The organism is Cryobacterium sp. N19, from assembly GCF_002929595.1.
Lineage (GTDB): Bacteria > Actinomycetota > Actinomycetes > Actinomycetales > Microbacteriaceae > Cryobacterium > Cryobacterium flavum.
In genome coordinates this window covers 303363-325263 of the sequence record NZ_PJJR01000049.1, presented here as the reverse complement: position 1 = coordinate 325263, position 21901 = coordinate 303363, and the positions used below count along the sequence as shown (strand labels likewise).

Sequence of the window (21901 nt, the reverse complement as noted above, 5' to 3'; positions counted from 1 at the left end):
CGATGATGGGGTTAGCACTCAGATGACGAGAGTGCTAAAACGATTCTGGCACTCTGGGGTCGAGAGTGCAAGCGAGCATCGGGGGCGACGCCGGGCTATCTGCAGACCCTCAGGGAACGAGGTCGACCGAGCCGGTGCCGTTGGGTACGAGCTGAAACCAGGTATTGCCCGGTGCCAGCCGAATTGTCACTCCATTGGCATCGACGAGGCGGATCGGCATGCTCTGGGAGTCCTTGCTCCAGGTGGCCGCGATGGTCTTTCCGCCGCTGGAGATCGACGCTTCCCCCGACGCGATCAGCTCGGTCTTGGGGATGCTCTGGTCGACGGTCACATTCACCCGCACCACGACGACGTTCGTTGCCTTCAGTTGCGCGCCTTCCGGAGTCAGATCGGGCGCGCCGTCCTGCGCGCGCAGGTATGCGGCGGCTTCGGCGTTCCAGGTCCAGCTGCGGGCACTGGAGTTGGAGAATCGGGTGTTGATCACCGAGATCGGGGTGCCGTCCACGACGGCGGATGCCCCGGCGAGCGCGGGCGCATAGCCGTACTGCTGGGTGGGCGGTGCGACGGTCGCGTTTCGGTTGACGAATTCGGAGGCCGCGAGGATAACGTTGTGCGGGGCCGCTGTAGCCTTGGAACGAGAAAATAGCCCGGTCGTGTCGTAGTCGAAGATGGCACTGATTTGACCGGTCGCGTTCATCGCGTCGACGAATCGTTGCTGCCCGCCCGAAAACGCTACGAGGCCGCCGAACGGCGCAATGATGTCGGGATCCATCGGACGGATCGAGCGCACCGGGCCGACCTGGTCGGGAATGCTGGACTGCCACACGGCGACGTATCGGGTGATACCACCCTCGACCAGCTCTTCGAACACCAGGTCGGTACGGTCGATCGCGACCTGCGGGCGAGCGGCCACGTGGTTGTCGATCTTGGCCGCGAGGGAGGGACGTGCCGACGACCCGACCGCAACGGTCAGGCCGCTGAGCGGGGCGATTTCCGTAGCGGCGGGGGCGACATAGTTCGACGTCCACGCTTCGGCCGTCTGCGTCTTGGTCAGCGTCGCGCTACTGCCGGTGCATCCGCTCAGCAGCAATGCTGGAACGATCAGAGCGAGCAGACCCGCGGTCTTCAGCGGTCGAATTGTGCGGGCTGTCTTTTTCTTGGTCACCGGTAAACACTAACGCCGCCCGTTGCAGCGGGCGGCGTTAGGTGGGGGACAGACCCCGTTTAGGGGGTGGGTCAGGCCGGTCGAACCGATTCAGCCTGGGGGCCTTTCGCTCCGGCACCGACCTCAAAGACGACCTGCTGGCCTTCTTCGAGCACCTTGTACCCGCTCATGTCAATGGCGGAGTAGTGAACGAAGACGTCCTGCCCACCCCCATCGACAGTGATGAAGCCGAAACCCTTTTCAGCGTTGAACCATTTAACGGTTCCGTTCGCCATGTGTTACTCCTTGCTCAATTTCGACGGCACGGCCCATTGGCTGTTCCGGGCCCTGCCGCAGAGACTGCGTTCATTCTGAACGAGCAGCAAATCCCCGAGAGCAAGTCTTCTGTTGCAAGTTACCTACTGGTGCAAGTTACCTTGGGCGAGCGTTCTTGATCCGGGCGGGTATTGCCCGAACAAAATGTTTGACCAAAACCAGATAATACTGAAGTGGCCGCAGAAGAAAAGGGGCTTGACGAATCAGGTAACGCCCAGTACGTCGGCAGTTTCGAGTTAAGATCAGCCCGCAGGAATGACGTAGTCGTTGCCGACGACGACGGTCAGGCTGGCACCTGTGTCAACAAAATTGGACGAAACGACGATCGTCGAGCCGGGCAGTGAGGCTGCGATGCCGCGGGCGGCGCCTTCCAGGCTGGCATCGGCGTAGTAGATGACGGTGGTCGGTTCGGTGTCTGTGCTCGCGTTGCCGGTGCCACTGACTACCCAGCCGGCGGCGGTGAGCGTGTCGCTGACGGATGCTGCGACACCGTTCGCCGCGGAGCCGTTCAGCACATTCACGGTCAGCGCCGGGTCGACGGTGGCTTCAGCCGTTGGAATGACGGTCTCGGTGGGGATCGGAGTCGAGCTGGCCGAGGACAGACCCGGAATATTGGAGAAGTCGAGGCGATTGTTGATCGCGAAGATTCCGACCACGCCAACCGCGATCAACAGCACGGTGGCGCCGAGCGCCCACCAGAACCCGATCCAGCCGCGGCCCTTCTTACCGGGAGCACGGTGAGCACCCACCCGGTCGAGGGCATGCGTGTGGGTGTCGAAACGGTCTTTCGCAAATTTTCGCGCCATGGTGATTGAATCCTTGGTTGGCCAGCCAGGCCGGAATCGAGCGATGTGTAACGGCCCGGTTCTGGCGGAAAGCGGTCAGGTACTAGTCGTGGGTGGGCAGCGAACGACTGGCGCGCGCCTCGGATCGTGCGGAACGCATCCGCTGCAGTCGGTTCACGAGCATCGGGTCGAAGGCCAGCGCCAACGGTGAATCGACCAGTGCCCCCAATAGCTGATAGTACCGGGCGGCCGAGAGGCCGAATGTGGCGCGGATGGCCTCTTCTTTGGCGCCGACGTGCCGCCACCATTGCCGTTCAAAGGCGAGCACGGCTTCGTCGCGCTCGCTGAGCTGGGTCGAAATCGGGGCGCTGCCGGCGGGCAGAGTGGTGCGCTGCGCGGGGGCCGGTGTGCTCTCACTCATTGATCTATCTCTCCCCCGGGGCAGTTTCGACGGGTTATCCGACGGGCTCATCCTATTTGCGGGCGGCTGGATGTTGCCTCCGGCACGCCCGGAACGGCCCAGTCCAACGACCGGTCGCCGTGCAAACGCTGCGAAACCTATCGGCCAGGAATGCGCGTTTCGCTGCACGAGTTTAGGCTGGGTAGAGGTTGTCCGGGTGCGGACGGCCAGATCGAAGGGACATCCACCATGGACTACACAATCAAGAAGTCAAACGACGAGTGGCGCTCCGAGCTGGGCCCGGAGAAGTTCAAGGTTTTGCGTGAAGCCGGAACCGAACGCCCCGGAACCGGCGAACTGCTCGACGAAGAGCGCTCCGGCACCTACACCTGCGGTGCGTGTAACGCCGAGCTGTTCAAGAGCGGCACCAAGTTTGACTCCGGCTGCGGCTGGCCAAGCTTCTACGAGTCGGTACGGCCCGAAGCGGTCGAATTGCTCGAAGACCGTTCCCTGGGCAGCGTGCGCACCGAGGTGCGCTGCGCGAACTGCGGCTCACACCTGGGACACGTTTTTCCCGACGGATTCGGCACGCCGACCGGCGACCGGTACTGCATGAACTCGATCTCGCTCAACTTCACGCCCGCTGAGTAGAGCGGTGCTGTCGACAACAGATGCTGCCACCTCGGTTGTCTTTCGGGCCGTCAATCATCGGCGCAGCTACTCAAAAGTGAGCGCCTTGGCACCGACCCGAGCCGAGCTGCTGCCCCTCGTTGCCGCGGCGGCGCGGGTGGCCGATCACGGCGCGCTGCGTCCGTGGCGGCTGTTGGAGCTGCGCGGCGACGCCCGCGAGCGGTTGGGGGCGGCGTTTGTGGCGGCATGCGCTTGTGAGGGTAGTGATGCGCTCAAGCTGGCGGCTAAGCCGCTGCGGGCGCCCCTGTTGATCGCGGTCGTCGCGTCGCGTCGGGCCAGTTTCAAGGTGACCGACTGGGAACAGGATGCTGCTGCGGCGGGGGTCGCGCACCTGCTGTCGCTGCTTCTCGATGACGCGGGGTGGTGCGCGATGTGGCGCACCGGCCCACTCGTGCGCACCGGCCCGGTGCGGGTCTTGCACGGCCTCGGCGACAACGAGGAGCTGCTCGGCTGGCTCTATGTCGGCGGCATTCCTGAGGATTCGAAGCCGGGCGTGCGGCTGTCGATCGACCCCGAGGAGTTTCTCGGGGTTCTGTGAGTCAGACCAGGCCTATCCATCGATCGGCGACTTCTGACCAGACCCGCCGAAGGTCGTCTTCGTTCTCGCGCATGGGGTCGATGACGTGTTCCGGCAGGTAGCCGGCGGCACGCAAATCGTCGCTGTCACTTTCAGCCCATGCTTCGGCGGTCGCCGCCGAAGCCTCCAGGTGGAATTGTAGCCCCCAGGCCGCGGGGCCGACACGAAAAGCCTGGTTGGGGCAGCGATCGCTGGTGCATAGCGACACGGAGTTCGCCGGCAGGTCGTGTACTTCGAGCGAATGCCACTGCAGCGCCCGGAGCGGCGACGGCAGGTCATGAAGCAAGGGATCCGCGGCGGCACTGTCGGTCAGCTCGAGACCGCTGAGGCCGATCTCGGCGCCGCGCCGCGCCCGTCCGACCGTTCCACCGGCTACGACGGCGAGCATCTGGGCTCCCAGGCAGATCCCGAGGAGCGGGACCTCGCTCTGGAGACAGTCGGCGATGAGTTCACGAACCCGGGGCAGCCAGGCTGCTCGTTCGTCGTCCGTCGGCCCGGTCGTTCCGCCGAGTACGACGACACCATCGAAGCCGTCGGCACGACCGGGGATCGGGGCCCCGGCATCCGGGCCGACCCGAACCAGGTCGATGCCGGCCGCGAGGATTCGCTCCCCGACCAGCCCCACACCAGCATTAGCCTCGTGTTCGACCACTAAAATTCGTTTCACAGTCACAGCCGTTCGCTTGGTTCGTCAGAATGGCCCGGTGTTCGCGCCGTGCCCCGTGCGTGGCCGGGGCGGTGCCAGCGCACTGCGGCGATAACGACGGCCACCAGGGCGAGAGCCGTGCCGGCAATGGTCGTCAGGCCAAGCGGATGTCCCGCCGACGGCGCCAGCAAATCCAGCGCGAGGGCGCAGAGCAGCTGCCCGGCGACGATGCAGAGTCCCAGAATGAGCACCCCGGTGGTACGCACGACGAGCGCGGCCCCGGCGATGAAGATGCAGCCGATCAGTCCGCCGGTATAGAGCCACGGGTTGCTCGGCAGGTCGAGCGCGAAGCCGACCAGCAGGCCGTGCACGAGCGCGGCGAGCACGAGGGCAATGGTGCCACTGAGAAAATTCAGAAAGGTCGCTGTGAGGGCGCTTTGCGCGGTGACCCGCACCTGACCGTTCACGGCTTGCTGCCAGCCCTGCCCGATGCCAGCGATCAGCGGCAGTGCGAGCAACCAGAGCGCGCCGCTGCTGTGCAGTTCGCCGCTCACCGTGAACGCGACAGCCACCAGGGCGAGCCCGGCACCGACGATTTTGGACGCGTGCAGGGTTCGACGCCCACCGGGGCCGATGCCGAAACGGTCCATGAGCACGCCGCTCACGGTCTGGCCGGCCACGACGGCCACCGTGAACAGGGCGATGCCGAGCGGCGCGGCGACGAGGCCCTGGGACAGCACGAACAGGGCACCGGCCAGGCCGCCGAGCAGATGCCACCAGGAGAGGTGCTTCGTTTTCACACCGCGGGCGACCAGTTGCAGGCCGCGGCGCCCGCTACGAAACACGACGAGGCCGAGGCTCAGAATGACCAGGCCAGAGCCGAAGGAGATGACGGCTGCGGTGAATCCGTCGCCGATCTGGTGCCCGAGTTCGCCGTTCACCCGCGATTGCACCGCGTACAGCGCCCCGATCAGCACCGAGAAAACCAGGGCCAGCCAGACCGGCACAGCGGATGCTGGCGCGACCGAGGAATCCGTTCGGGTCTGCGCGCGGGCCTGGGTCACCTGGTAATACTACGAGGTGCCGGGCGCTGAGTTCCGCCGGGCCCACCTTCGGACACCGGGCCCATGATCTATCGTGGGCTCAGTTTCCGGGCCCGGGCCCGGGAAGTGTAGACAGCGCGGGTCAGGCTGCGCGGACCTCGATCTCGCCGGGAGCGGCTCCGTCGCTGCCGAAAACGAGGCGGCGGTTGGCGATCTTGTCCGTGAAGAACCGGTCGTGGCTGACCACCACAACGGCACCGGGAAAGTGCACGAGCGCGCGTTCCATCACCTGAGTGCTCGACATGTCGAGGTGGTTGGTCGGTTCGTCAAGCAGCAGCACCGACGCTCCGGAGAGCAGGCACTGGGCCATCGCTACTCGCGCGCGCTGCCCGCCGGAGAGGGCGCCGATCTTCTGCTTGAGGTCGGCCTCGCTGAACTGGAACATGGTCAGAAAGCGGTTGACGGACTTCTTCGTTGCGGTCAACGCGAGGCTGCCGGGCATGGCATTCACGGCGTGACTGACCGTGTCGCTCGGGTCGAGTTCGTCGAGAATCTGGTTGTAGGAGACGACGCCGGCGCCGCTGGCCCAGGCGACGTCACCCCGGTCGGCCGTCTCTTCGCCGGTGAGCACGCGCAGCAGGGTGGTTTTGCCGCTGCCGTTGCTGCCGAGCACGACGATGCGGTTACCGCGACGCACTTCGAAGCTGAGGTTCTCGAACAACACTTTGTCGCCATAGCTCTTGGCGAGACCGTCGACCCGGCAGAGCACGTCCTTGACGTGCAGGTTGCCGTAGATCTCAGTGATGATCTGGTCGACCGGGCGCGGCGTGCGCGACTTCTTGATGTGGGCGAGCTGGTTGCCGAGCTGACGGCTCTCGGCTTTGGCTGCTTCGCGCCGGTCCGCGATTCCCTCGGCTTCAAAAGCGAGCAGCTCGGATTCGTGCACGAACTGGGCCTCGAGGGTCTTCAGCCGAAACTGCTTCTGCACAATGTACTCGCCGAAGTTGCCTGGATACTCGTGCAGGTGATAGTTCTCGACCTCGATGATGCGGGTGACGACGGCGTCCAGAAATTTGCGGTCGTGCGAGACCACGATCGCGGCACCCTTGAAGCTCTTGAACCAGGCTTCGAGCCACTCCACGCCGGCCACGTCGAGGTAGTTGGTGGGCTCGTCGAGAAGCAGCACGTCGGGCGCCTCGAGCACGATCTTGGCCAGGGCCGCCCGGTTGCGCCAGCCGCCGGAGAGCTCGTCGATCGAGCAGACGCGGTGTGCCTCGTCGAATCCGAGGGTGGTCAGGGCGGTGTCGATGTGGCGCTTGTAGTCCCAGCCGTCCAGGCGGTCCATCTCTTCGAAAAGTTCGCCCTGGCGGGTGATCAGCCGGTCGAGGTCATAGCTGGCCGAGGAGTCCAGGGCGATTGCCGCGTCGATGGAGGCGAGTTCAGCCTCGACCGCCTTCACCGCCACAAACAATTCGTCGAGCACCTCGGTGATGGTCTGCGCGCCGTTGAGTTCGGAGAACTGCGAGAAGTAGCCGACCTTGATGCCGTCCTCGAGCGTCACCTCGCCGGTATCGGGCGAGACCTGGTCGAGAATCAGCTTGAGAATGGTGGACTTGCCGGAGCCGTTCTTGCCGATCAGGCCGACCCGGTCACCGGGTTCGAGGCGAAAGAACGCTTCGCGCAGAATCTGCGTGTTCTCAAAGCGGATGCTGACGTCGTTCAGCCGGATCAGGCTCATGCGTATTTCCTTTCGGGGCGCGGGTGCGCGGGGGCGGGCATGCGCTCTTAAAACCCCAGCCATCAGTGTACGTGGAGGCCGTGTGCGGCCCTGGGGAGAGAGCGTCGAACCGGCAGACAAAAACCCCTACTTCCCAGTTGGGAGTAGGGGTTTGTGGGGCCGGCCACGGGACTTGAACCCGTAACCCCCACTTTACAAGAGTGGTGCGCTACCAATTGCGCCAGGCCGGCATGAGGCCAAAGCCTCGAAAGACCATCCTAAATGATTTCGGGGCCGCCACGGGCAACAGCCAAACGGATGCGCGTGGGGCATCCGCTGGTAACTACCCGCCGGGTGTTGGTTCGGGCGTCGGCGTCGAGGTGGAGTACGTCTCACCGAGGGCCACCTGCACGAAGGACGCGAACTCCTTCGGGTCTTCGATCGACCCGGTGTACGGCTTGCCATTGACGAGCACGGTGGGGGCGCTCGTGATCGCCTTGATCGAGGAATTGGGTATGGGGCCGTCGAGCGCGCGATTGGTTGCCGCCTTGACCCACGATTCATAGGTGCCGTCATCGATGCAGGAGTTGATGTTGGAGACCGCCGTGCTCACGCCGGAATCCTTCACGACGGCCTTAATCTCGTCGTTGCTGCGGCCGGGCGACGTCTCTTCCGGCTGGTCAACGAACAGGGCCGAGCTGAAGGCGAAGAAATCATCTGGCGAGTAGTTGGCGACGCAGGCTGCAGCGTTCGCCGCCCGCAGGGAGTACTTGGTGCCGGCGGACTTGCTCGTGAGAATGGCCACCGGGTGAATTTCAACGGTCGCAGCTCCAGAATCGACCCAGTTGGCGACCTGTTCGTTGTTGGCGTCTTCGAAGTCGCCACAGAGCGGGCAGAGGTAGTCGACATAGATGCGAATGTTGGCGACGGCGCCGGAGGTATCCGGTTCGGATGCCCGCAGGTTCGCGTCGGGCTGCAGCGCGGGCGTCAGCGCGGTGACCATGCCCTCGCCGATAAGAGCGCCGTCACTGGCCATATTTTTCGGGCCCGGACCTGACGGTTTGATCGAATTCACGATGATGACGGAGACCAGAACGACGATGGCAACGGCGGCGATAGCGATGCCGCCCTGCAAGAACAGTTTGTTGCGGCGGTCCTTCTTCTTTTGGCTGACTCGTAGCTGCTTTGCCTTGACCCGGGCGGCGTCACGCCGCCGGTTTTTTGAGGGACTGCTGTCGCTTGGTCCGCCAATAGTCATAAAAATTCGCTTTCGAGAAGTAGGGGCGCACGTGAAGGCACCTCTGGAATAGTAGATCCCCTGACTGGGAAACGACCAAACGGGGGGCGGACCGGCGCCGGGGCATCCGTCGTGTAATAATGGAAATGTCGCGCTCTTTGGCGCGCGACGCACAAATCCTATTCACAACGGATCGTCCGGCACGTTCCTGCCGGTGAAGGAGTAATAATCATGGCTTCAGTGACCTTTGACAAGGCAACCCGGCTCTACCCTGGTTCCACGAGGCCGGCTGTTGACCAGCTCGACCTGCAGGTCGCCGATGGCGAATTCCTGGTTTTGGTCGGCCCGTCCGGCTGCGGCAAGTCCACTTCACTGCGAATGCTCGCCGGCCTCGAAGAGGTCAACGATGGCAACATTCTTATCGGTGACCGCAACGTGACCGATGTCCCGCCAAAAGACCGCGACATCGCCATGGTCTTTCAGAACTACGCGCTGTACCCGCACATGACCGTCGCCGAGAACATGGGCTTCGCGCTCAAGATCGCCGGCATCAACAAGGACGAGCGCGCCGCCCGCGTGCTCGAAGCCGCCAAGCTGCTCGACCTCGAGCCCTACCTTAGCCGCAAGCCGAAGGCACTTTCTGGTGGCCAGCGCCAGCGCGTTGCCATGGGCCGCGCGATCGTTCGTCAGCCTCAGGTGTTCCTGATGGACGAGCCGCTCTCCAACCTTGACGCCAAGCTGCGCGTGCAGACGCGTACGCAGATCGCGTCACTGCAGCGCCGCCTCGGAGTCACGACCGTCTACGTGACCCACGACCAGACCGAGGCCCTGACCATGGGTGACCGGATTGCGGTACTGAAGGACGGCATCCTGCAGCAGGTCGGTTCGCCCCGCGACCTGTACGCGAAGCCGCAGAACGTGTTCGTGGCCGGCTTCATCGGCAGCCCCGCGATGAACCTGTTCCTCGCCGACACCGTCGATGGCGGCATCAAGTTCGGCACCGCGACCGTTCCGGTGCAGCGCGAGACGCTCGCCAGCTCGACCGGCAAGAAGGTCACCGTGGGAATTCGCCCGGAGGACATCCAGATGTCGTCCACCGCTGGCGACGGACTGCAGATCGAGGTCGACCTGGTTGAAGAACTCGGCGCCGACGGCTACCTCTACGGCCACTCCACCATCGAGGGCAAGCGCACCGACATCGTCGCTCGCGTCGACGGCCGCTCGCACCCGAACGCCGGCGAGACGGTGTACCTCACGGCTACCCCGAACCACCTGCACGTGTTCGACGCGGAAAGCGGCCTGCGCCTCGGCGGCGCCGTCACCGACTAGTCTCCATGAACGGCGGGAGGGGCTCGCTCCCTCCCGCCGGTTAGGCTCCAACCATGAGCGGTTCCCTCAATATCATCGCGGCCACTGCCGACCCTGCCCTGCTCGACCTGCCGTGGCAGTTGCCCCTCGATGCCTGGCCGAATGAGAACATCGCCTCGCTGCCCAAGGGCATTTCGCGCCACCTCGTGCGCTTCGCCCACCTGAGTGGGCGGGTGGTCGCCATCAAAGAGACCACGAGCGAGATGGCCAAGCGCGAGTACGACATGTTGCGCACCCTGGCCAACCTCGAGATCCCCTGCGTCGAGCCGGTCGCCGTCATCACCAACAGAACGGATGCCGACCTCGACCCGCTGAATTCGGTTTTGGTCACGCGTCACCTCAAGTTCTCACTCCCCTACCGCGCCCTGTATTCGAACGCCCTGCGACCGGATACCGCTACCCGGCTGGTCGACGCCCTCGCCGTGCTGCTCGTGCGGCTGCACATGATCGGGTTCTTCTGGGGCGACGTGTCGCTCTCGAACACCCTGTTTCGCCGCGATGCCGGTGCCTTTGCCGCCTATCTCGTCGATGCCGAAACCGGGCAGTTGTATTCGGGCGGGTTGTCGAACGGCCAGCGCGAAAACGACCTCGAAATTGCTCGGGTGAACATCGCCGGGGAGCTCATGGACCTCGAAGCCGGTGGCCGGGTCGCCGACGAGCTCGACCCGATTCGGGTCAGCAACGGAATCGTCGCCGCCTACCGACTGCTCTGGAGAGAGCTCACCGGCTCGGAGTCATTCTCCAACTCCGAACGCTGGCGCATCACCCAGCGCGTGCAACGCCTGAACGACCTCGGTTTCGACATCGAGGAACTGGCGATCAAGACCGACAGCGCTGGCTCGAGCGTGCGGATTCAGCCGAAGGTCGTCGACGCCGGCCACCACCAGCGCCGGCTGCTGCGCTTGACCGGCCTCGACGCCGAAGAGAACCAGGCCCGCCGACTGCTGAACGACCTGGATTCGTACCGGGCCGCCTACGGTTCGCCGGCCGCGGACGAGGAGATGGTCGCCCACGAGTGGCTGGTACGGGTGTTCGAGCCGGTGGTGCGGGCCATTCCCGAGGAGCTGCAGGGCAAGCTCGAGCGGGCGCAGGTGTTTCACCAGCTGCTCGATCACCGTTGGTACATGGCGCAGAACCAATCCCGGGACATCCCGCTCGCCGAGGCTGTCACGTCCTACGTGCAGGATGTGCTGCGCCACCGCCGGGACGAGGCCACCGTGATGGACCCCGTCACCGAGGCCATCACCCTGCCGATTCGCACGCAGCTCGGCGACGACACGTCTTCTGACCCCGACGATGCCGACGACTGGATGCTCAAGGTCTAGCCTCGCCATCCTGGACGGGGCCCGGGCCCCGTCCAGGGGCCCAGTTTATAAACTGGGCCCCGGGCCACAAGCTGGGCCCACAGAGGTGCAGGCGCGCGCGGTCGGTGCGCACACGGGCATTCACCCCCGCGGGGCCCGGGCCGCAGTCTGTGCGGACGGGGCCCGGGCCCCATCAACGGGCCCGGTTCATGAACCGGTCCACAAGGTGGACCCGAACGCCGTGACGACGAGGACGCGCGATGTCCCGGTTGCGCGCGGGGCGCATCCGCTGCCTGATTACGCGCGCGGAACGTTGTGCTGAATCAGGAATTCGTAGAATAGGCGGGGCGAGTAGGCCGTGTCCCAGTCCCAACGGTCGAAGCTGTTGACTTCTGGGCGCAGGAGATTCTCTCGATTCTTTTCGACGACGACCACCTCGCCGGGGTGGCGGTCGCCCAATATTGCGCCCCGCGTGTATTTGATTTTGCCGTCGAACTCACCGATCTTGCGCACTCTAGGCCAATAGAAGTCGACCCAGTACTCCCGCCCGTGCACTACGAAGCGCACCTGCAGTTCGGGTATCTCGAAGCCCAGCTCGGCCATGCGCACCCGGCTCATCGACTCGCCAGGGTTAGCGGAAAGCAAATTCGAGAAGTCTATGATCCGACGCACCTTCGGGCCTCCACGTCTCGGATTCACCATCATCAGTTCGGCGTAGAGATCCTCCTTGGCGAGGGCCGCAGCACCGGGGATGCCCATTCGGCGTTCGTTCTCGGCGCGCTCCGCCTCGACGCGCAGGGCGTGGTCCATCATCGTGACGCCGACGAGAAAGCTCGAGGTGGCTGCGACATCGATGAGGGTGCGCGCGAGTGTGGTGGCGGCGCATCCGTCGATCACCACCTGTTCGGGCTCCACCACGCTCCGATGGCTCGTTGTGAACCGGGCGCTACTGCCCCCGGCGGTTTCGTTGTTGATGGCGTGCACGACGTTCGGCCACGGACCGATGATCGGCAGATTGTGCAGCGCTGCCGCCGAGAGGTGCGAGAGGAGGAGCGGCTGCTCGGCCGTGGCCACAGTCGCGCGAACGAATAGTCGATACCGGTCGTCGCTCTCGGCGCCGCGCCACGTGGCGCCCAGAGTGTAGACACCGCGCCGGATGCGCACCAGCTCACCATTCGCAAGCAATGCGCGCACGGCGCGCGTGTTCAGGCCCGCTGCCCAGAGGGACTCGGCGAGAATCAGACCGTCGTTGTGGGCATTGGGGACATCCAGAATGTCAAGCATGATTCAGTGTCACCATTGTCAGGAGGTGGACGCTGGGACAGCGACTGATCTGTGCACAGTGGGGCAAAACATCCGCTGTGGAGGACAAGCACCGGTCGGGACGTTCACGCCATCGCGGTGGTCATCGGGCCCACGTTATGACCACAGGCCCAGTTTATAGACTGGGCCCGTGGACGGGGCCTGGGCCCCGACCACGCGGCGGGGACTAGGAGAGCTTGGCAGCCTGCTTGGCCTGCTTGATTTGGGCGCGGAGACGGGCCACCTCGTAGAGGGTGACGCCGACGGCGATTCCGGCATTGAGCGACTCGGTCGCCGCGCTGATCGGAATCGAGACGATCGCGTCGCAGGTGTCGGTGACGAGGCGAGACAGGCCTTTGCCCTCGCTGCCGACGACGATCACGATCGGGCGTTCGGCGAAGCCGATGCCGAGGTCGGGCAGCGACACGTCGCCGCCACCGTCGAGTCCGAGCACGAACACGCCCTGCGCCTTGAGCGCCTTCAGCGTCTGGGTGAGGTTGCTCGCCATGGCGACGGGCGTGCGCGCCGCGGCGCCGGCGCTGGTCTTCCAGGCTGAGGCCGTGACGCCGACCGAGCGACGCTGCGGCACGATGATTCCGTGGCCGCCGAACGCAGCGGTCGAGCGGATGATCGCGCCCAGGTTGCGCGGGTCGGTGATGCCGTCGAGGGCCACGAACAACGGCTTGTGGCCGCGGCTGATCGTGAGTTCGAGCAGCTCCATCGGGTGCGCATACTCATACGCGGGAACCTTGAGGGCGAGGCCCTGGTGCACGGCGTCGCGACCGGCGAGACGGTCGAGTTCGGGGCGCATGACTTCGAGGATGGGGATATTGCGGCTGGTCGCCATGAGCAGAACCTCTTTGACCCGCTCATCCATTTCGATGCGCGCGGCAATGTAGAGGGTCAGCGCCGGGATCTTGGCGCGCAGCGCCTCGAGCACCGAGTTACGACCGGTGACAATCTCGTGCTCGTCGATCTGCTTGGCGCGACGCGTCGAGGATCCGCCACCGCCGGTGTTGCCGGTGCCGCGCTGGGGTGCACCCTGCGACGCGCCGCGGGCACCACCGCGGGGGGCGCTGCCGCGAGCCGGGGTGCCGCCGCGCGAGCCGCCACGGTTGGCGGAGGCATCCGCTGCGGGGCGCGAGTTGAAGCCACCGGCAGCAGTGAACCGCTCGGCGGCCGCCTTGCGCTTACCGGCGGGGTGGTACGGACGGTCTTCGGCCTTGGGGGTGGGCTTTTTGCCCTCGAGCGCCTGACGGCCCTGGCCGCCGGAGCCGACCTGGGCTCCGCGGCTGCCCTTGCGCACCGATCCAGTGCGCGATTTGCGGTCAAGATTCTTCATCAGTCAAAGCTCCAATGGGCACCCGACGGGGTGTCTTCGATGGTAATTCCGGCGGCGACGAGTTCGTCCCGGATTCGGTCTGCGGCCGCATAGTCGCGGTTTTCGCGGGCGTCGTTGCGGTCGCCGAGCAGTCGCTCGACCAACGCACTCAGGGCCACCATGGCCGGTTCGTCTGTTGCCACGGCCCAGCCGGGCGACAAAGGGTTGATTCCCAGCACTTCGCTCATCGCGAGTACTTCACTGCGAGCGGATGCCGCAGCGTGAAGGTCTTCGGCATCCAGCGCGGCGTTACCGGCGCGCACGGTGTCGTGCAGCACGCCGAGCGCTTGCGGAACGGCGAGGTCGTCGTCCATCGCCGCGGCGAAATCATCGGGCACGACCTCGACGCCAGTGCCGGCGAACCGGGTTCCGGCCAGCCGACGATCGGCGCGGTCGAGAAAACTCTCGACCCGTTCGAGGGCGGCTTCGGCCTCGGCCAGCGAGCCCTCGTTGTAGTCGATGGTGGATCGGTAGTGGGCAGCGCCCAGAAAGTAGCGCACGACGATGGCGCGGGCCTGTTCGAGCAGTTCGGCCGCGAACACCGAGTTGCCGAGCGACTTGCTCATCTTCTGCCCGTTCACGTTGACCAGACCGTTGTGCACCCAGTAGTTCGCGAAGTCGCTGCCGGCCGCGTTCGATTGGGCCAGTTCGTTCTCGTGGTGCGGAAACCGCAGATCCAGTCCGCCGCCGTGAATGTCGAAGTGGTCGCCGAGGTAGCGCGCGGCCATGGCCGAGCACTCGATGTGCCAGCCCGGACGCCCCTGGCCCCACGGCGACGACCAGGCTGCGGAGTCGGGTTCGCCGACCTTGGAGCCCTTCCACAGGGCGAAGTCGCGGGGGTCGCGCTTGGCGCGCGGGGAGGGATCCGCTGCCGCTTCCATATTGCCGGGCGACTGGTGCGTGAGCGCGCCATAGGCCGCCCAGCTGGCACTGTCGAAGTAGACGTCGCCGGACGCGTCGGGGGCAGCATACGCGTGGCCGCGCTCGATCAGGGTGGATATGAGGGTCTGCATCTCGGTGATGCTCGCCGTCGCGCGCGGCTCGTAGGTGGGGGCGAGAATGCCGAGGCGCTGGTAGCCAGCGGTGAACTCGAGTTCGTAGCGGTACGCGAGCGCCCACCACTGCTCGCTCGAGCCCTTCGCGTTGATCAGGATCTTGTCGTCGATGTCGGTGACGTTGCGCACGAAGGTGACATTCATGCCGCGGTAGCTGAGCCAGCGACGCAACTGGTCGTAGACCAAGGCGCTGCGCAGATGACCGATGTGCGGGCTGGACTGCACGGTGGGGCCACACACGTACATCGAGACCTGGCCCGCTTCGAGGGGGACAAAGTCGCGCAAGGCTTGCGCCTTCGAATCGTACAGTTGCATGGTCACGCCTCCCAGTTTAGGTCAGGGGTCTGACCCGGCTCGGGGGCAGCGTAGAGCAGCGCGGTTGCCGTCGCGGCGATACCTTCCCCGCGTCCGGTGAAGCCGAGCGCATCCGTGGTGGTCGCGGCGATATTGACCGGTGCAGAGAGGATGCCGGAGAGCCGCGTTTCGGCTTCGGCCCGACGCGGTGAGAACTTGGGGCGGTTGCCGATGATCTGCACCGAAACGTTGCCGACCCGGTAGCCGGCGGCCGCAACCAGGCGCACGGTTTCCTCGAGAAAAACGTGGCCGTGGGCACCGCTGAAGCGCGGATCGGCCGTGCCGAATACGCTGCCAATGTCGCCGAGTCCGGCGGCTCCAAGAAGGGCATCGCAGATGGCGTGGGCCGCGACATCGCCGTCGCTGTGTCCGCTGAGTCCGCTCTCCCCCGGCCAATATAATCCGGCCAGCCAGAGTTCCGTCGTGTCGTCGGCCGCGAAGGCGTGCACATCGACGCCGGTGCCGATGCGCGGAAGCAGTGTGGGCTGCGGGGCGGCAGCCTGCAGAATCAGATCGGCGCGCTCGAGGTCTTCGGGCGTCGTGATCTTGAAGGCCAGCGGATGCCCACCGATCACGCTCACCGGATTCCCGGCGTCGGCCACGAGCGCTGCGTCGTCGGTGAGCGCTTCGAACCGGCCGTTCTGCACGGCCCAGGCGCGGGCGGCCTCGAGCATGGCGCGGGGAAACCCTTGCGGGGTCTGCACTGCGGAGAGTTCCGACCGATCGACGGTTCCAAGAATGGCACCGGATTCGGCGACACGCTTGATGGTGTCGACCACGGGCTGGCCCGGAATGACGCCGTGCCCGGTGGCGCGCACAGCGGCGACGACCTCGTCGCACAGTGCGGCAGGGGTGAGTGCGCGGGCGGCGTCGTGTACGAGCACCACGTCGACGCTCGGCAGCAGGGCGTTCATGCCCTGGTCCACGGAGTCCTGACGGGTGCGTCCCCCGGCGACCACGGTCACGAACCCGGTGGGCGCCTCGTGGCGGGCGGCGGCGCGGACGGCGATGGCGCGGGCATCCGCTACCCGATCGACGGGGGCGACCACGATGATCTGCACCGGCTCGTTCATGCCGAAAATGGAATCTAAGGCATGGTCGAGCAGCGGGCGCATATGCAGCAGCACGAATGCTTTGGGTTCGGCGTGGCCGAGGCGGGTTCCGCTGCCGGCAGCGACCACAATGACCGCGACCGTGGGCGTCGCGGCGACAGCGGAGGCGGGTTCGGGTCGAGCGCCGCGGAGGGGCTCTGCCGGCGAATCGGTGGAAACAGTCATATCTGGAGGGTATCTATCTGGTGAAGTGCGAGGGAACATGCAAAAGGCGGCGCCTCACGGCGCCGCCCCTCACGAAAGAATAGTCAGGAAGCAAGGACCTCATCGAGAACGGTGGACGCTTTCTCTTCGTCGGTCTTTTCGGCCAGGGCCAGCTCGCTGATCAGGATTTGGCGAGCCTTGGCCAGCATGCGCTTCTCGCCGGCAGATAGACCACGGTCCTGGTCGCGGCGCCACAGGTCGCGCACGACCTCTGACACCTTGATCACATCGCCGCTTGCCAGCTTTTCGAGATTGGCCTTGTACCGGCGGGACCAATTGGTGGGCTCTTCGGTGAACGGTGCGCGTAGCACTTCGAACACCTTGTCGAGGCCGTCCTGGCCGATCACATCGCGAACGCCGACGAGGTCGACGTTTTCGGCGGGAACTTCGATGGTGAGATCACCCTGGGTGACATTCAGCTTGAGGTACAGCTTCTCTTCGCCCTTGATGATGCGGGTCTTCACCTCGGTGATCATTGCGGCACCATGGTGGGGATATACGACGGTTTCGCCAACCTGAAACAGCATGGATGTGATCCCTTCAGCAACTTCTAAGATACCACAGCTTCGAGGTGCTACAGTACGCGCGCCCCCGCGAGGCACCGGCCGACAATCGTGCGCTCACACACGCCGCTAAGCTAGTGACAAAGAGAATTTTGCAGCGTCGGCCACTGTCGCGCGCTGCTTTCAGTAAGTGGAGGTCTTGTGAGAGCGCGCATCGCTGCATCCGTCGTCTTGGCGGCTGGCATTCTGTTGGGCACGAGCGCGTGCGGATTTTTCGCACCGCAGGCCACCTCGATTCAGTACAACGCGAGTGACGGCGTGAGCGGAGACGTCGGCGAAATCCACGTTCGCAACGCCCTACTGGTCTCCGCCGACGGCGAACTGGCCAACCTCATCGTCTCCGTTGTTAATCCGACGGACACCCTGCAGCAGGTGCTCGTGCAGTACAAGTCCAGCACCGGCACGGTGTCGCAGGACATCCCAGTCGAGGCCAACACCACCGTGACGTTCGGCACCGACGGCGCCCCCTCGGTGGTGCTGGAAAACATGGGCAGCCAGCCCGGCTCGCTGTTTCCGGTGTTCTTCCAGTACGGCGAAGAGACCGGCATCGAACTGCTGCTGCCCGTTCTTTCTGGCACTCAGGGCGAGTATTCGACCCTGATGCCCACGCTCGCACCGACCGAGACTCCCACCGAAACACCAACACCGACGGCCACGCCCGCCGCGTAACGTTCTTCTAGCTCAGGCCGTCGCCCCCCTGCGGGTCGGCGGCCTGAGCTGTCTTTCGGGCTACGCTTCGAACCGGTAACCCAGCCCGCGAACGGTGACGAGCATCACCGGCTCGGAGGGCGCAGTTTCGATGCGCGAGCGAATGCGTTTGATGTGCACGTCGAGCGTCTTGGTGTCACCGAAGTAGTCGGTGCCCCAGACCCGATCGATGAGCTGGCCGCGGGTAAGCACCCGGCCGGCGTTGCGCAGCAGAAATTCGAGCAGTTCGAATTCCTTCAACGGCATGTTGACGAGCTCGCCGGAGACGGTGACGGCGTGCCGCTCCACGTCCATGCGCACCGTGCCGGCCGTGAGCATGGTGTCCACATCGGCCGTGCTCTGGTCTTCGTGCCGTCGCAGCACCGCGCGAATGCGGGCGACCAGTTCGCGGGTGGAATACGGCTTCGTGACATAATCGTCGGCGCCGAGCTCGAGCCCGACGACGATGTCAATTTCGGAATCCTTCGCCGTGAGCATGATGATCGGCACGGTCGACCGGGTACGAATCTCCCGGCACACCTCGGTACCCGGAATGCCGGGCAGCATCAGGTCGAGCAGAATCAGGTCGGTGCCGTTCTGGTCGAACTCGCTGATCGCGCTCGGGCCGTCTTCGGCTACGACGACCTCGTAGCCCTCACGCTCGAGCAGAAAGCTGAGCGGCTCGCTCAGTGCGCTCTCGTCTTCAACCAAGAGGATGCGGGTCATAGTGTGTCTCCTGCCGCCGCACGGACGGCTCGTTTCGGTTGGATAGTGTCGACGGGCTTCGCCGCCTCTGGAAGGCGAATGGTGAAGGTGGATCCGCTGCCGGGCTGCGACCAGACTCGAATGTCGCCGCCGTGGTTCTGCACGACGTGCTTGACGATGGACAGGCCGAGGCCGGTACCGCCGGTGTGCCGGGACCGGGCCTGGTCGACTCGGAAAAAGCGTTCAAACACCCGATCGAGGTCGGCCTCGGCAATTCCGACGCCCTGGTCGGTCACGGTGATCTCGACGATGCCCTTCTGCAGGCGCACGCCGACGCCCACCCGGGACCCCTCGAGGGAATAGTTCACCGCGTTCGCGACCAGATTGTGCACGGCCACGGTGAGCAGTGCCTCATCACCGAAGACCAGGGCGCCGGACTTCTTGCCGATGACGATCGTGATGCGCTCGGCCTCGGCGACCACCCGGCTTTGGTCGACCGCGGCGGCGACGATGTCGTCGACCTTGAGAATCTCCGGTTCGGCAAGGGCGTCCTGCGCCTGCAGCCTGGAGAGTTCGATGATCTCCTGGGTGAGGCGGCCGAGCCTGGCCGACTCTGTCGTTAACCGGTTGGCGAACCGGCGAACCTGCTCCGGTTCATCCGCTGCCTTGTCGAGCGCCTCGGCGAGCAGCCCGACGGAGGCGATGGGGGTTTTCAGCTCGTGGCTGATGTTGGCCACGAAGTCGCGGCGCACCTCGTCGAGGCGAAACGCTTCGGTGCGGTCCTCGGCCAGAAGCAGCACGTAGCGTGTGCCGAGTCGGGCCAAGCGCACCCGAAAGCGCATGCTCGCGTCGCCGAACGGGCCGCGGGAGAGCACGAGGTCTTCACTGATCGGCTCGCCGGTCAGCCGTACCCGGCGGGCCAGTTCGAGCAGTTCGGGGTGCACGAGCTGCTGGTTCCAGACCAGCCCGAGGGTGAGGGCTCCCGGGCTGGTCTTGATCACGTTGTTCGACGGGTCGAGAACGACCCCGGCAGTCTCGAGGGCGTCGAGCACCTGATCGATACCGTCCGGTACCGCTGGGTTCACTACCTCAGAGGCGCGGCGACCGTGACGCTCGGCGACGTGCACGAGCGACACGAACCCGGCGCCAACACCGAGTCCGAGTGCCAGCGACAGCAACACCAGCCACGTCGATTCCATCTCTACAGATTACTGACAGTCTTCGGCCGTCGTTCGCAGCGTGGGTGTGCGGGAGCCTGTACTTTAGAAAGTGTTCAAGTCTGCGGCACCTGCCGTTAACCTGAATTCGACATCATAAACCGATCGTGCGTGTTCGCGCGGCAAGGAAGGAACACCCCCATGCGCGATGTATTTCAACAAGAACTCGCCGAAGTTCAGCAGCGACTCGTGGAAATTTCGCGCCTCGTCGCGATCTCCATGGACAAGGCCACTCGCGCTTTCAACGAAAGCGACGTGGGTTTGGCCGAAGAGGCCATCACCGAAGACGAGAAGATCGACGAGCTCACGGTCGAGCTTGACGAGCTCGCCATCACCATTCTCGCGCGCCAGCAGCCGGTCGCCCGCGACCTGCGCATCGTGGTCAGCGCCCTGCGCATCAGCGCCTCCCTCGAGCGGATGGGCGACCTCGCCACCCACATCGCCCAGCTAGCCCGGTACCGTTTTCCCGACAAGGTCATCCCCAAGGGGCTGCGCGGCACCTTCGCCGAGATGGGCGCCCTCGACGTGGTCATCGCGAACATGCTCACCGAGCTGCTCACCCACCAGGACATGCACCTCGCCGACACCATTCGCAACGAGGATGACAAGGTCGACGCCCTGCACCTGAGCGTGTTCGACGCCGTGCTCGGCGAGACCTGGAAGGGACTCGCGGCCGACACCGTCGACGCGACCCTGGCCAGCCGATACCACGAACGTTTCGCGGACCACGCGGTGTCCATCGCCAAGAAGGTGCAGTACCTCGGCACCGGGGCCTGGCACCAGGACGACAACGTCTGATTTCTGGCACGCGAGAGGCCCCGGAGCATCCGCTCGCGGGGCCTTTCGCGTGAAACGGATGCTCCCGCCCGGTTGCGGCACGGGTGAGGGCGCCCGATATGGGTGCCCTCACCCTGGCGGCGCGGCACGCATGACCGCGCCCGATATCGGTGGCCGCTACGGTAACGGGCGTAGCTCGCACCAGTTTCGGGCGCGCTCATAACCTGCGGGCACACAAAAGGCCCCGGAGGTCCTACTCCGGGGCCTTCTATGCCGGCTACTTCTTGTTGCCTTGGGCTGCTACTGCGGCCGCTCCGGCGGCTGCCGCCTCGGGGTCGAGGTACTGCCCCGGCGCCAGCGGCATGAGGTCTTCGCCGAGCTGGTAGACGAGCGGGATTCCGGTGGGAATGTTCAGCTCGGCGATGTCCGCGTCACTGATTCCGTCGAGGTGCTTGACCAGGGCCCGCAGCGAGTTGCCGTGCGCGGTGACCAGCACGGTCTTGCCCGCCTGCAGGTCGGGAACGATGTCGGACTGCCAGTAGGGCAGCATCCGCTCGACGACGTCTTTGAGGCATTCGGTGCGGGGCAGGTCGGGGCCGAGGCCGGCGTAGCGGGCGTCGTGCGCCTGCGAGAATTCGCTGGAGTCGTCGAGCACGGGCGGCGGGGTGTCGTAGGAACGGCGCCACAGCATGAACTGGTCCTGGCCGAACTTGGCCTGGGTGGCGGCCTTGTCGAGGCCCTGCAGCCCGCCGTAGTGGCGTTCGTTGAGGCGCCAGGAGCGCTTCACGGGGATCCACATGCGGTCGGCTTCCTCGAGCGCGAGGTTCGCGGTCTGGATGGCGCGGGACAGCAGGCTGGTGTGCAGCACGTCGGGCAGCAAGCCGGCGTCCTTCAGCAGCACGCCGGCGCGCGCGGCCTCGGTGGCGCCTTGCTCGCTGAGGCGAACGTCCACCCAGCCGGTGAACAGGTTCTGCTGGTTCCAGGTGCTTTGGCCGTGACGGAGGAGGACGAGTGTGTAGGGGGCAGACATGTGCCCACTCTATCGAGGGCGGTCGGTGTTCGTGCGGGCAGGCGTTGGCTGCAGCAGTACGTGCGGCCACAACGGATGCCGCCACCCGCGTGATTGCGCGCGCGGCACCACCCTCGTCGTGTTGGCTGACAAAACTGCGGAGATTTCGGAGGGATCAGGCCCAATCTGCCATGTTTCATCAGGGGCTGCGAACGAGAATCTCCGCAGTTTTGAACGGTGCCGCCGATACCCGTCTACGTCAAGCTCTCGCCGAAGGCGCGAAAATAT

Annotated in this window: 22 protein-coding genes and 1 tRNA gene; 6 read left to right on the top strand and 17 right to left on the bottom strand. The window is 65.2% G+C overall.

The window, feature by feature from the left end; all coding sequences use genetic code 11:
• Nucleotides 1-109: 109 nt before the first annotated feature.
• From CXY78_RS09480 to CXY78_RS09465, 4 genes are all read right to left on the bottom strand, one after another.
• Nucleotides 110-1165 (bottom strand): DUF3048 domain-containing protein, encoded by a 1056-nt coding sequence (locus CXY78_RS09480; protein ID WP_092341847.1) that lies wholly within the window; start codon nucleotides 1163-1165, stop codon nucleotides 110-112.
• 71 nt (nucleotides 1166-1236) lie between these two features.
• Nucleotides 1237-1440, bottom strand: a complete 204-nt coding sequence (locus tag CXY78_RS09475) for a cold-shock protein (protein WP_035834941.1) — start codon at nucleotides 1438-1440, stop codon at nucleotides 1237-1239.
• A gap of 282 nt (nucleotides 1441-1722) precedes the next feature.
• Nucleotides 1723-2286, bottom strand: a complete 564-nt coding sequence (locus CXY78_RS09470; RefSeq protein ID WP_092341846.1) for a LytR C-terminal domain-containing protein — start codon at nucleotides 2284-2286, stop codon at nucleotides 1723-1725.
• A gap of 82 nt (nucleotides 2287-2368) precedes the next feature.
• A complete protein-coding gene (locus tag CXY78_RS09465) occupies nucleotides 2369-2686 on the bottom strand; it encodes a DUF3263 domain-containing protein (protein ID WP_092341845.1) in 318 nt (105 codons plus the stop codon).
• A 228-nt stretch (nucleotides 2687-2914) separates the two neighbouring features.
• Between CXY78_RS09465 and msrB the strand changes: the two genes are divergently transcribed.
• Nucleotides 2915-3316, top strand: a complete 402-nt coding sequence (gene msrB, locus CXY78_RS09460; RefSeq protein WP_104089140.1) for a peptide-methionine (R)-S-oxide reductase MsrB — start codon at nucleotides 2915-2917, stop codon at nucleotides 3314-3316.
• A 4-nt stretch (nucleotides 3317-3320) separates the two neighbouring features.
• Nucleotides 3321-3893: a nitroreductase family protein gene (locus tag CXY78_RS09455; protein ID WP_104089138.1), complete on the top strand. Its 573-nt coding sequence runs from the start codon at nucleotides 3321-3323 to the stop codon at nucleotides 3891-3893.
• A gap of 1 nt (nucleotide 3894) precedes the next feature.
• Here CXY78_RS09455 and CXY78_RS09450 read toward each other — a convergent pair whose 3' ends face one another.
• The 5 genes from CXY78_RS09450 to CXY78_RS09430 form a co-directional block, all read right to left on the bottom strand.
• Entirely contained in the window at nucleotides 3895-4599 is a 705-nt protein-coding gene (locus tag CXY78_RS09450) for a type 1 glutamine amidotransferase (RefSeq protein ID WP_158253304.1), read from the bottom strand.
• 2 nt (nucleotides 4600-4601) lie between these two features.
• Nucleotides 4602-5642, bottom strand: coding sequence for a DMT family transporter (locus CXY78_RS09445; protein ID WP_233206140.1), 1041 nt, complete (start codon nucleotides 5640-5642; stop codon nucleotides 4602-4604).
• 121 nt (nucleotides 5643-5763) lie between these two features.
• Entirely contained in the window at nucleotides 5764-7359 is a 1596-nt protein-coding gene (locus tag CXY78_RS09440; RefSeq protein ID WP_104089136.1) for an ABC-F family ATP-binding cassette domain-containing protein, read from the bottom strand.
• A 154-nt stretch (nucleotides 7360-7513) separates the two neighbouring features.
• Nucleotides 7514-7589 (bottom strand) — tRNA-Thr (locus tag CXY78_RS09435).
• A gap of 92 nt (nucleotides 7590-7681) precedes the next feature.
• The gene (locus tag CXY78_RS09430; protein WP_104089134.1) at nucleotides 7682-8596 is read right to left on the bottom strand and encodes a thioredoxin domain-containing protein; all 915 of its coding nucleotides are present in this window, start codon (nucleotides 8594-8596) and stop codon (nucleotides 7682-7684) included.
• Nucleotides 8597-8806: 210 nt separating this feature from the next.
• Between CXY78_RS09430 and CXY78_RS09425 the strand changes: the two genes are divergently transcribed.
• Nucleotides 8807-9904 (top strand): ABC transporter ATP-binding protein, encoded by a 1098-nt coding sequence (locus CXY78_RS09425; protein WP_092341838.1) that lies wholly within the window; start codon nucleotides 8807-8809, stop codon nucleotides 9902-9904.
• Between the two features lie 53 nt (nucleotides 9905-9957).
• A complete protein-coding gene (locus tag CXY78_RS09420; RefSeq protein ID WP_104089133.1) occupies nucleotides 9958-11268 on the top strand; it encodes a DUF4032 domain-containing protein in 1311 nt (436 codons plus the stop codon).
• Nucleotides 11269-11544: 276 nt separating this feature from the next.
• Here CXY78_RS09420 and CXY78_RS09415 read toward each other — a convergent pair whose 3' ends face one another.
• The 5 genes from CXY78_RS09415 to CXY78_RS09395 all read right to left on the bottom strand — a co-directional run bounded on the left by CXY78_RS09415 (nucleotide 11545) and on the right by CXY78_RS09395 (nucleotide 17182).
• Nucleotides 11545-12531, bottom strand: a complete 987-nt coding sequence (locus CXY78_RS09415; RefSeq protein WP_092341836.1) for a type IV toxin-antitoxin system AbiEi family antitoxin domain-containing protein — start codon at nucleotides 12529-12531, stop codon at nucleotides 11545-11547.
• A 205-nt stretch (nucleotides 12532-12736) separates the two neighbouring features.
• Nucleotides 12737-13891, bottom strand: a complete 1155-nt coding sequence (rlmB, locus tag CXY78_RS09410) for a 23S rRNA (guanosine(2251)-2'-O)-methyltransferase RlmB (RefSeq protein ID WP_104089131.1) — start codon at nucleotides 13889-13891, stop codon at nucleotides 12737-12739.
• Nucleotides 13891-15306 (bottom strand): cysteine--tRNA ligase, encoded by a 1416-nt coding sequence (cysS, locus tag CXY78_RS09405; RefSeq protein ID WP_092341834.1) that lies wholly within the window; start codon nucleotides 15304-15306, stop codon nucleotides 13891-13893. Before cysS ends, rlmB begins: the two co-directional genes overlap by 1 nt.
• Entirely contained in the window at nucleotides 15303-16616 is a 1314-nt protein-coding gene (ispD, locus tag CXY78_RS09400; RefSeq protein WP_104089130.1) for a 2-C-methyl-D-erythritol 4-phosphate cytidylyltransferase, read from the bottom strand. Before ispD ends, cysS begins: the two co-directional genes overlap by 4 nt.
• Nucleotides 16617-16699: 83 nt before the next feature.
• Nucleotides 16700-17182, bottom strand: coding sequence for a CarD family transcriptional regulator (locus CXY78_RS09395; protein WP_092341832.1), 483 nt, complete (start codon nucleotides 17180-17182; stop codon nucleotides 16700-16702).
• Between the two features lie 177 nt (nucleotides 17183-17359).
• Here CXY78_RS09395 and CXY78_RS09390 point away from each other — a divergent pair, with 177 nt between their 5' ends.
• Nucleotides 17360-17887, top strand: a complete 528-nt coding sequence (locus CXY78_RS09390) for a hypothetical protein (protein WP_092341831.1) — start codon at nucleotides 17360-17362, stop codon at nucleotides 17885-17887.
• 60 nt (nucleotides 17888-17947) lie between these two features.
• Here CXY78_RS09390 and CXY78_RS09385 read toward each other — a convergent pair whose 3' ends face one another.
• Together CXY78_RS09385 and CXY78_RS09380 are read right to left on the bottom strand one after the other, a co-directional pair.
• The gene (locus CXY78_RS09385) at nucleotides 17948-18631 is read right to left on the bottom strand and encodes a response regulator transcription factor (RefSeq protein WP_092341830.1); all 684 of its coding nucleotides are present in this window, start codon (nucleotides 18629-18631) and stop codon (nucleotides 17948-17950) included.
• Nucleotides 18628-19809 (bottom strand): cell wall metabolism sensor histidine kinase WalK, encoded by a 1182-nt coding sequence (locus CXY78_RS09380; protein WP_092341829.1) that lies wholly within the window; start codon nucleotides 19807-19809, stop codon nucleotides 18628-18630. The genes CXY78_RS09385 and CXY78_RS09380 overlap by 4 nt, the downstream gene beginning before the upstream one ends.
• A gap of 159 nt (nucleotides 19810-19968) precedes the next feature.
• Between CXY78_RS09380 and phoU the strand changes: the two genes are divergently transcribed.
• Complete coding sequence (phoU, locus tag CXY78_RS09375; RefSeq protein WP_092341828.1) at nucleotides 19969-20625, top strand: phosphate signaling complex protein PhoU; 657 nt, start codon at nucleotides 19969-19971, stop codon at nucleotides 20623-20625.
• Nucleotides 20626-20881: 256 nt separating this feature from the next.
• Here the strand turns inward: phoU and CXY78_RS09370 are convergent, their stop codons facing one another.
• Nucleotides 20882-21634, bottom strand: a complete 753-nt coding sequence (locus CXY78_RS09370) for a phosphoglyceromutase (protein ID WP_092341827.1) — start codon at nucleotides 21632-21634, stop codon at nucleotides 20882-20884.
• Nucleotides 21635-21901: the final 267 nt, after the last annotated feature.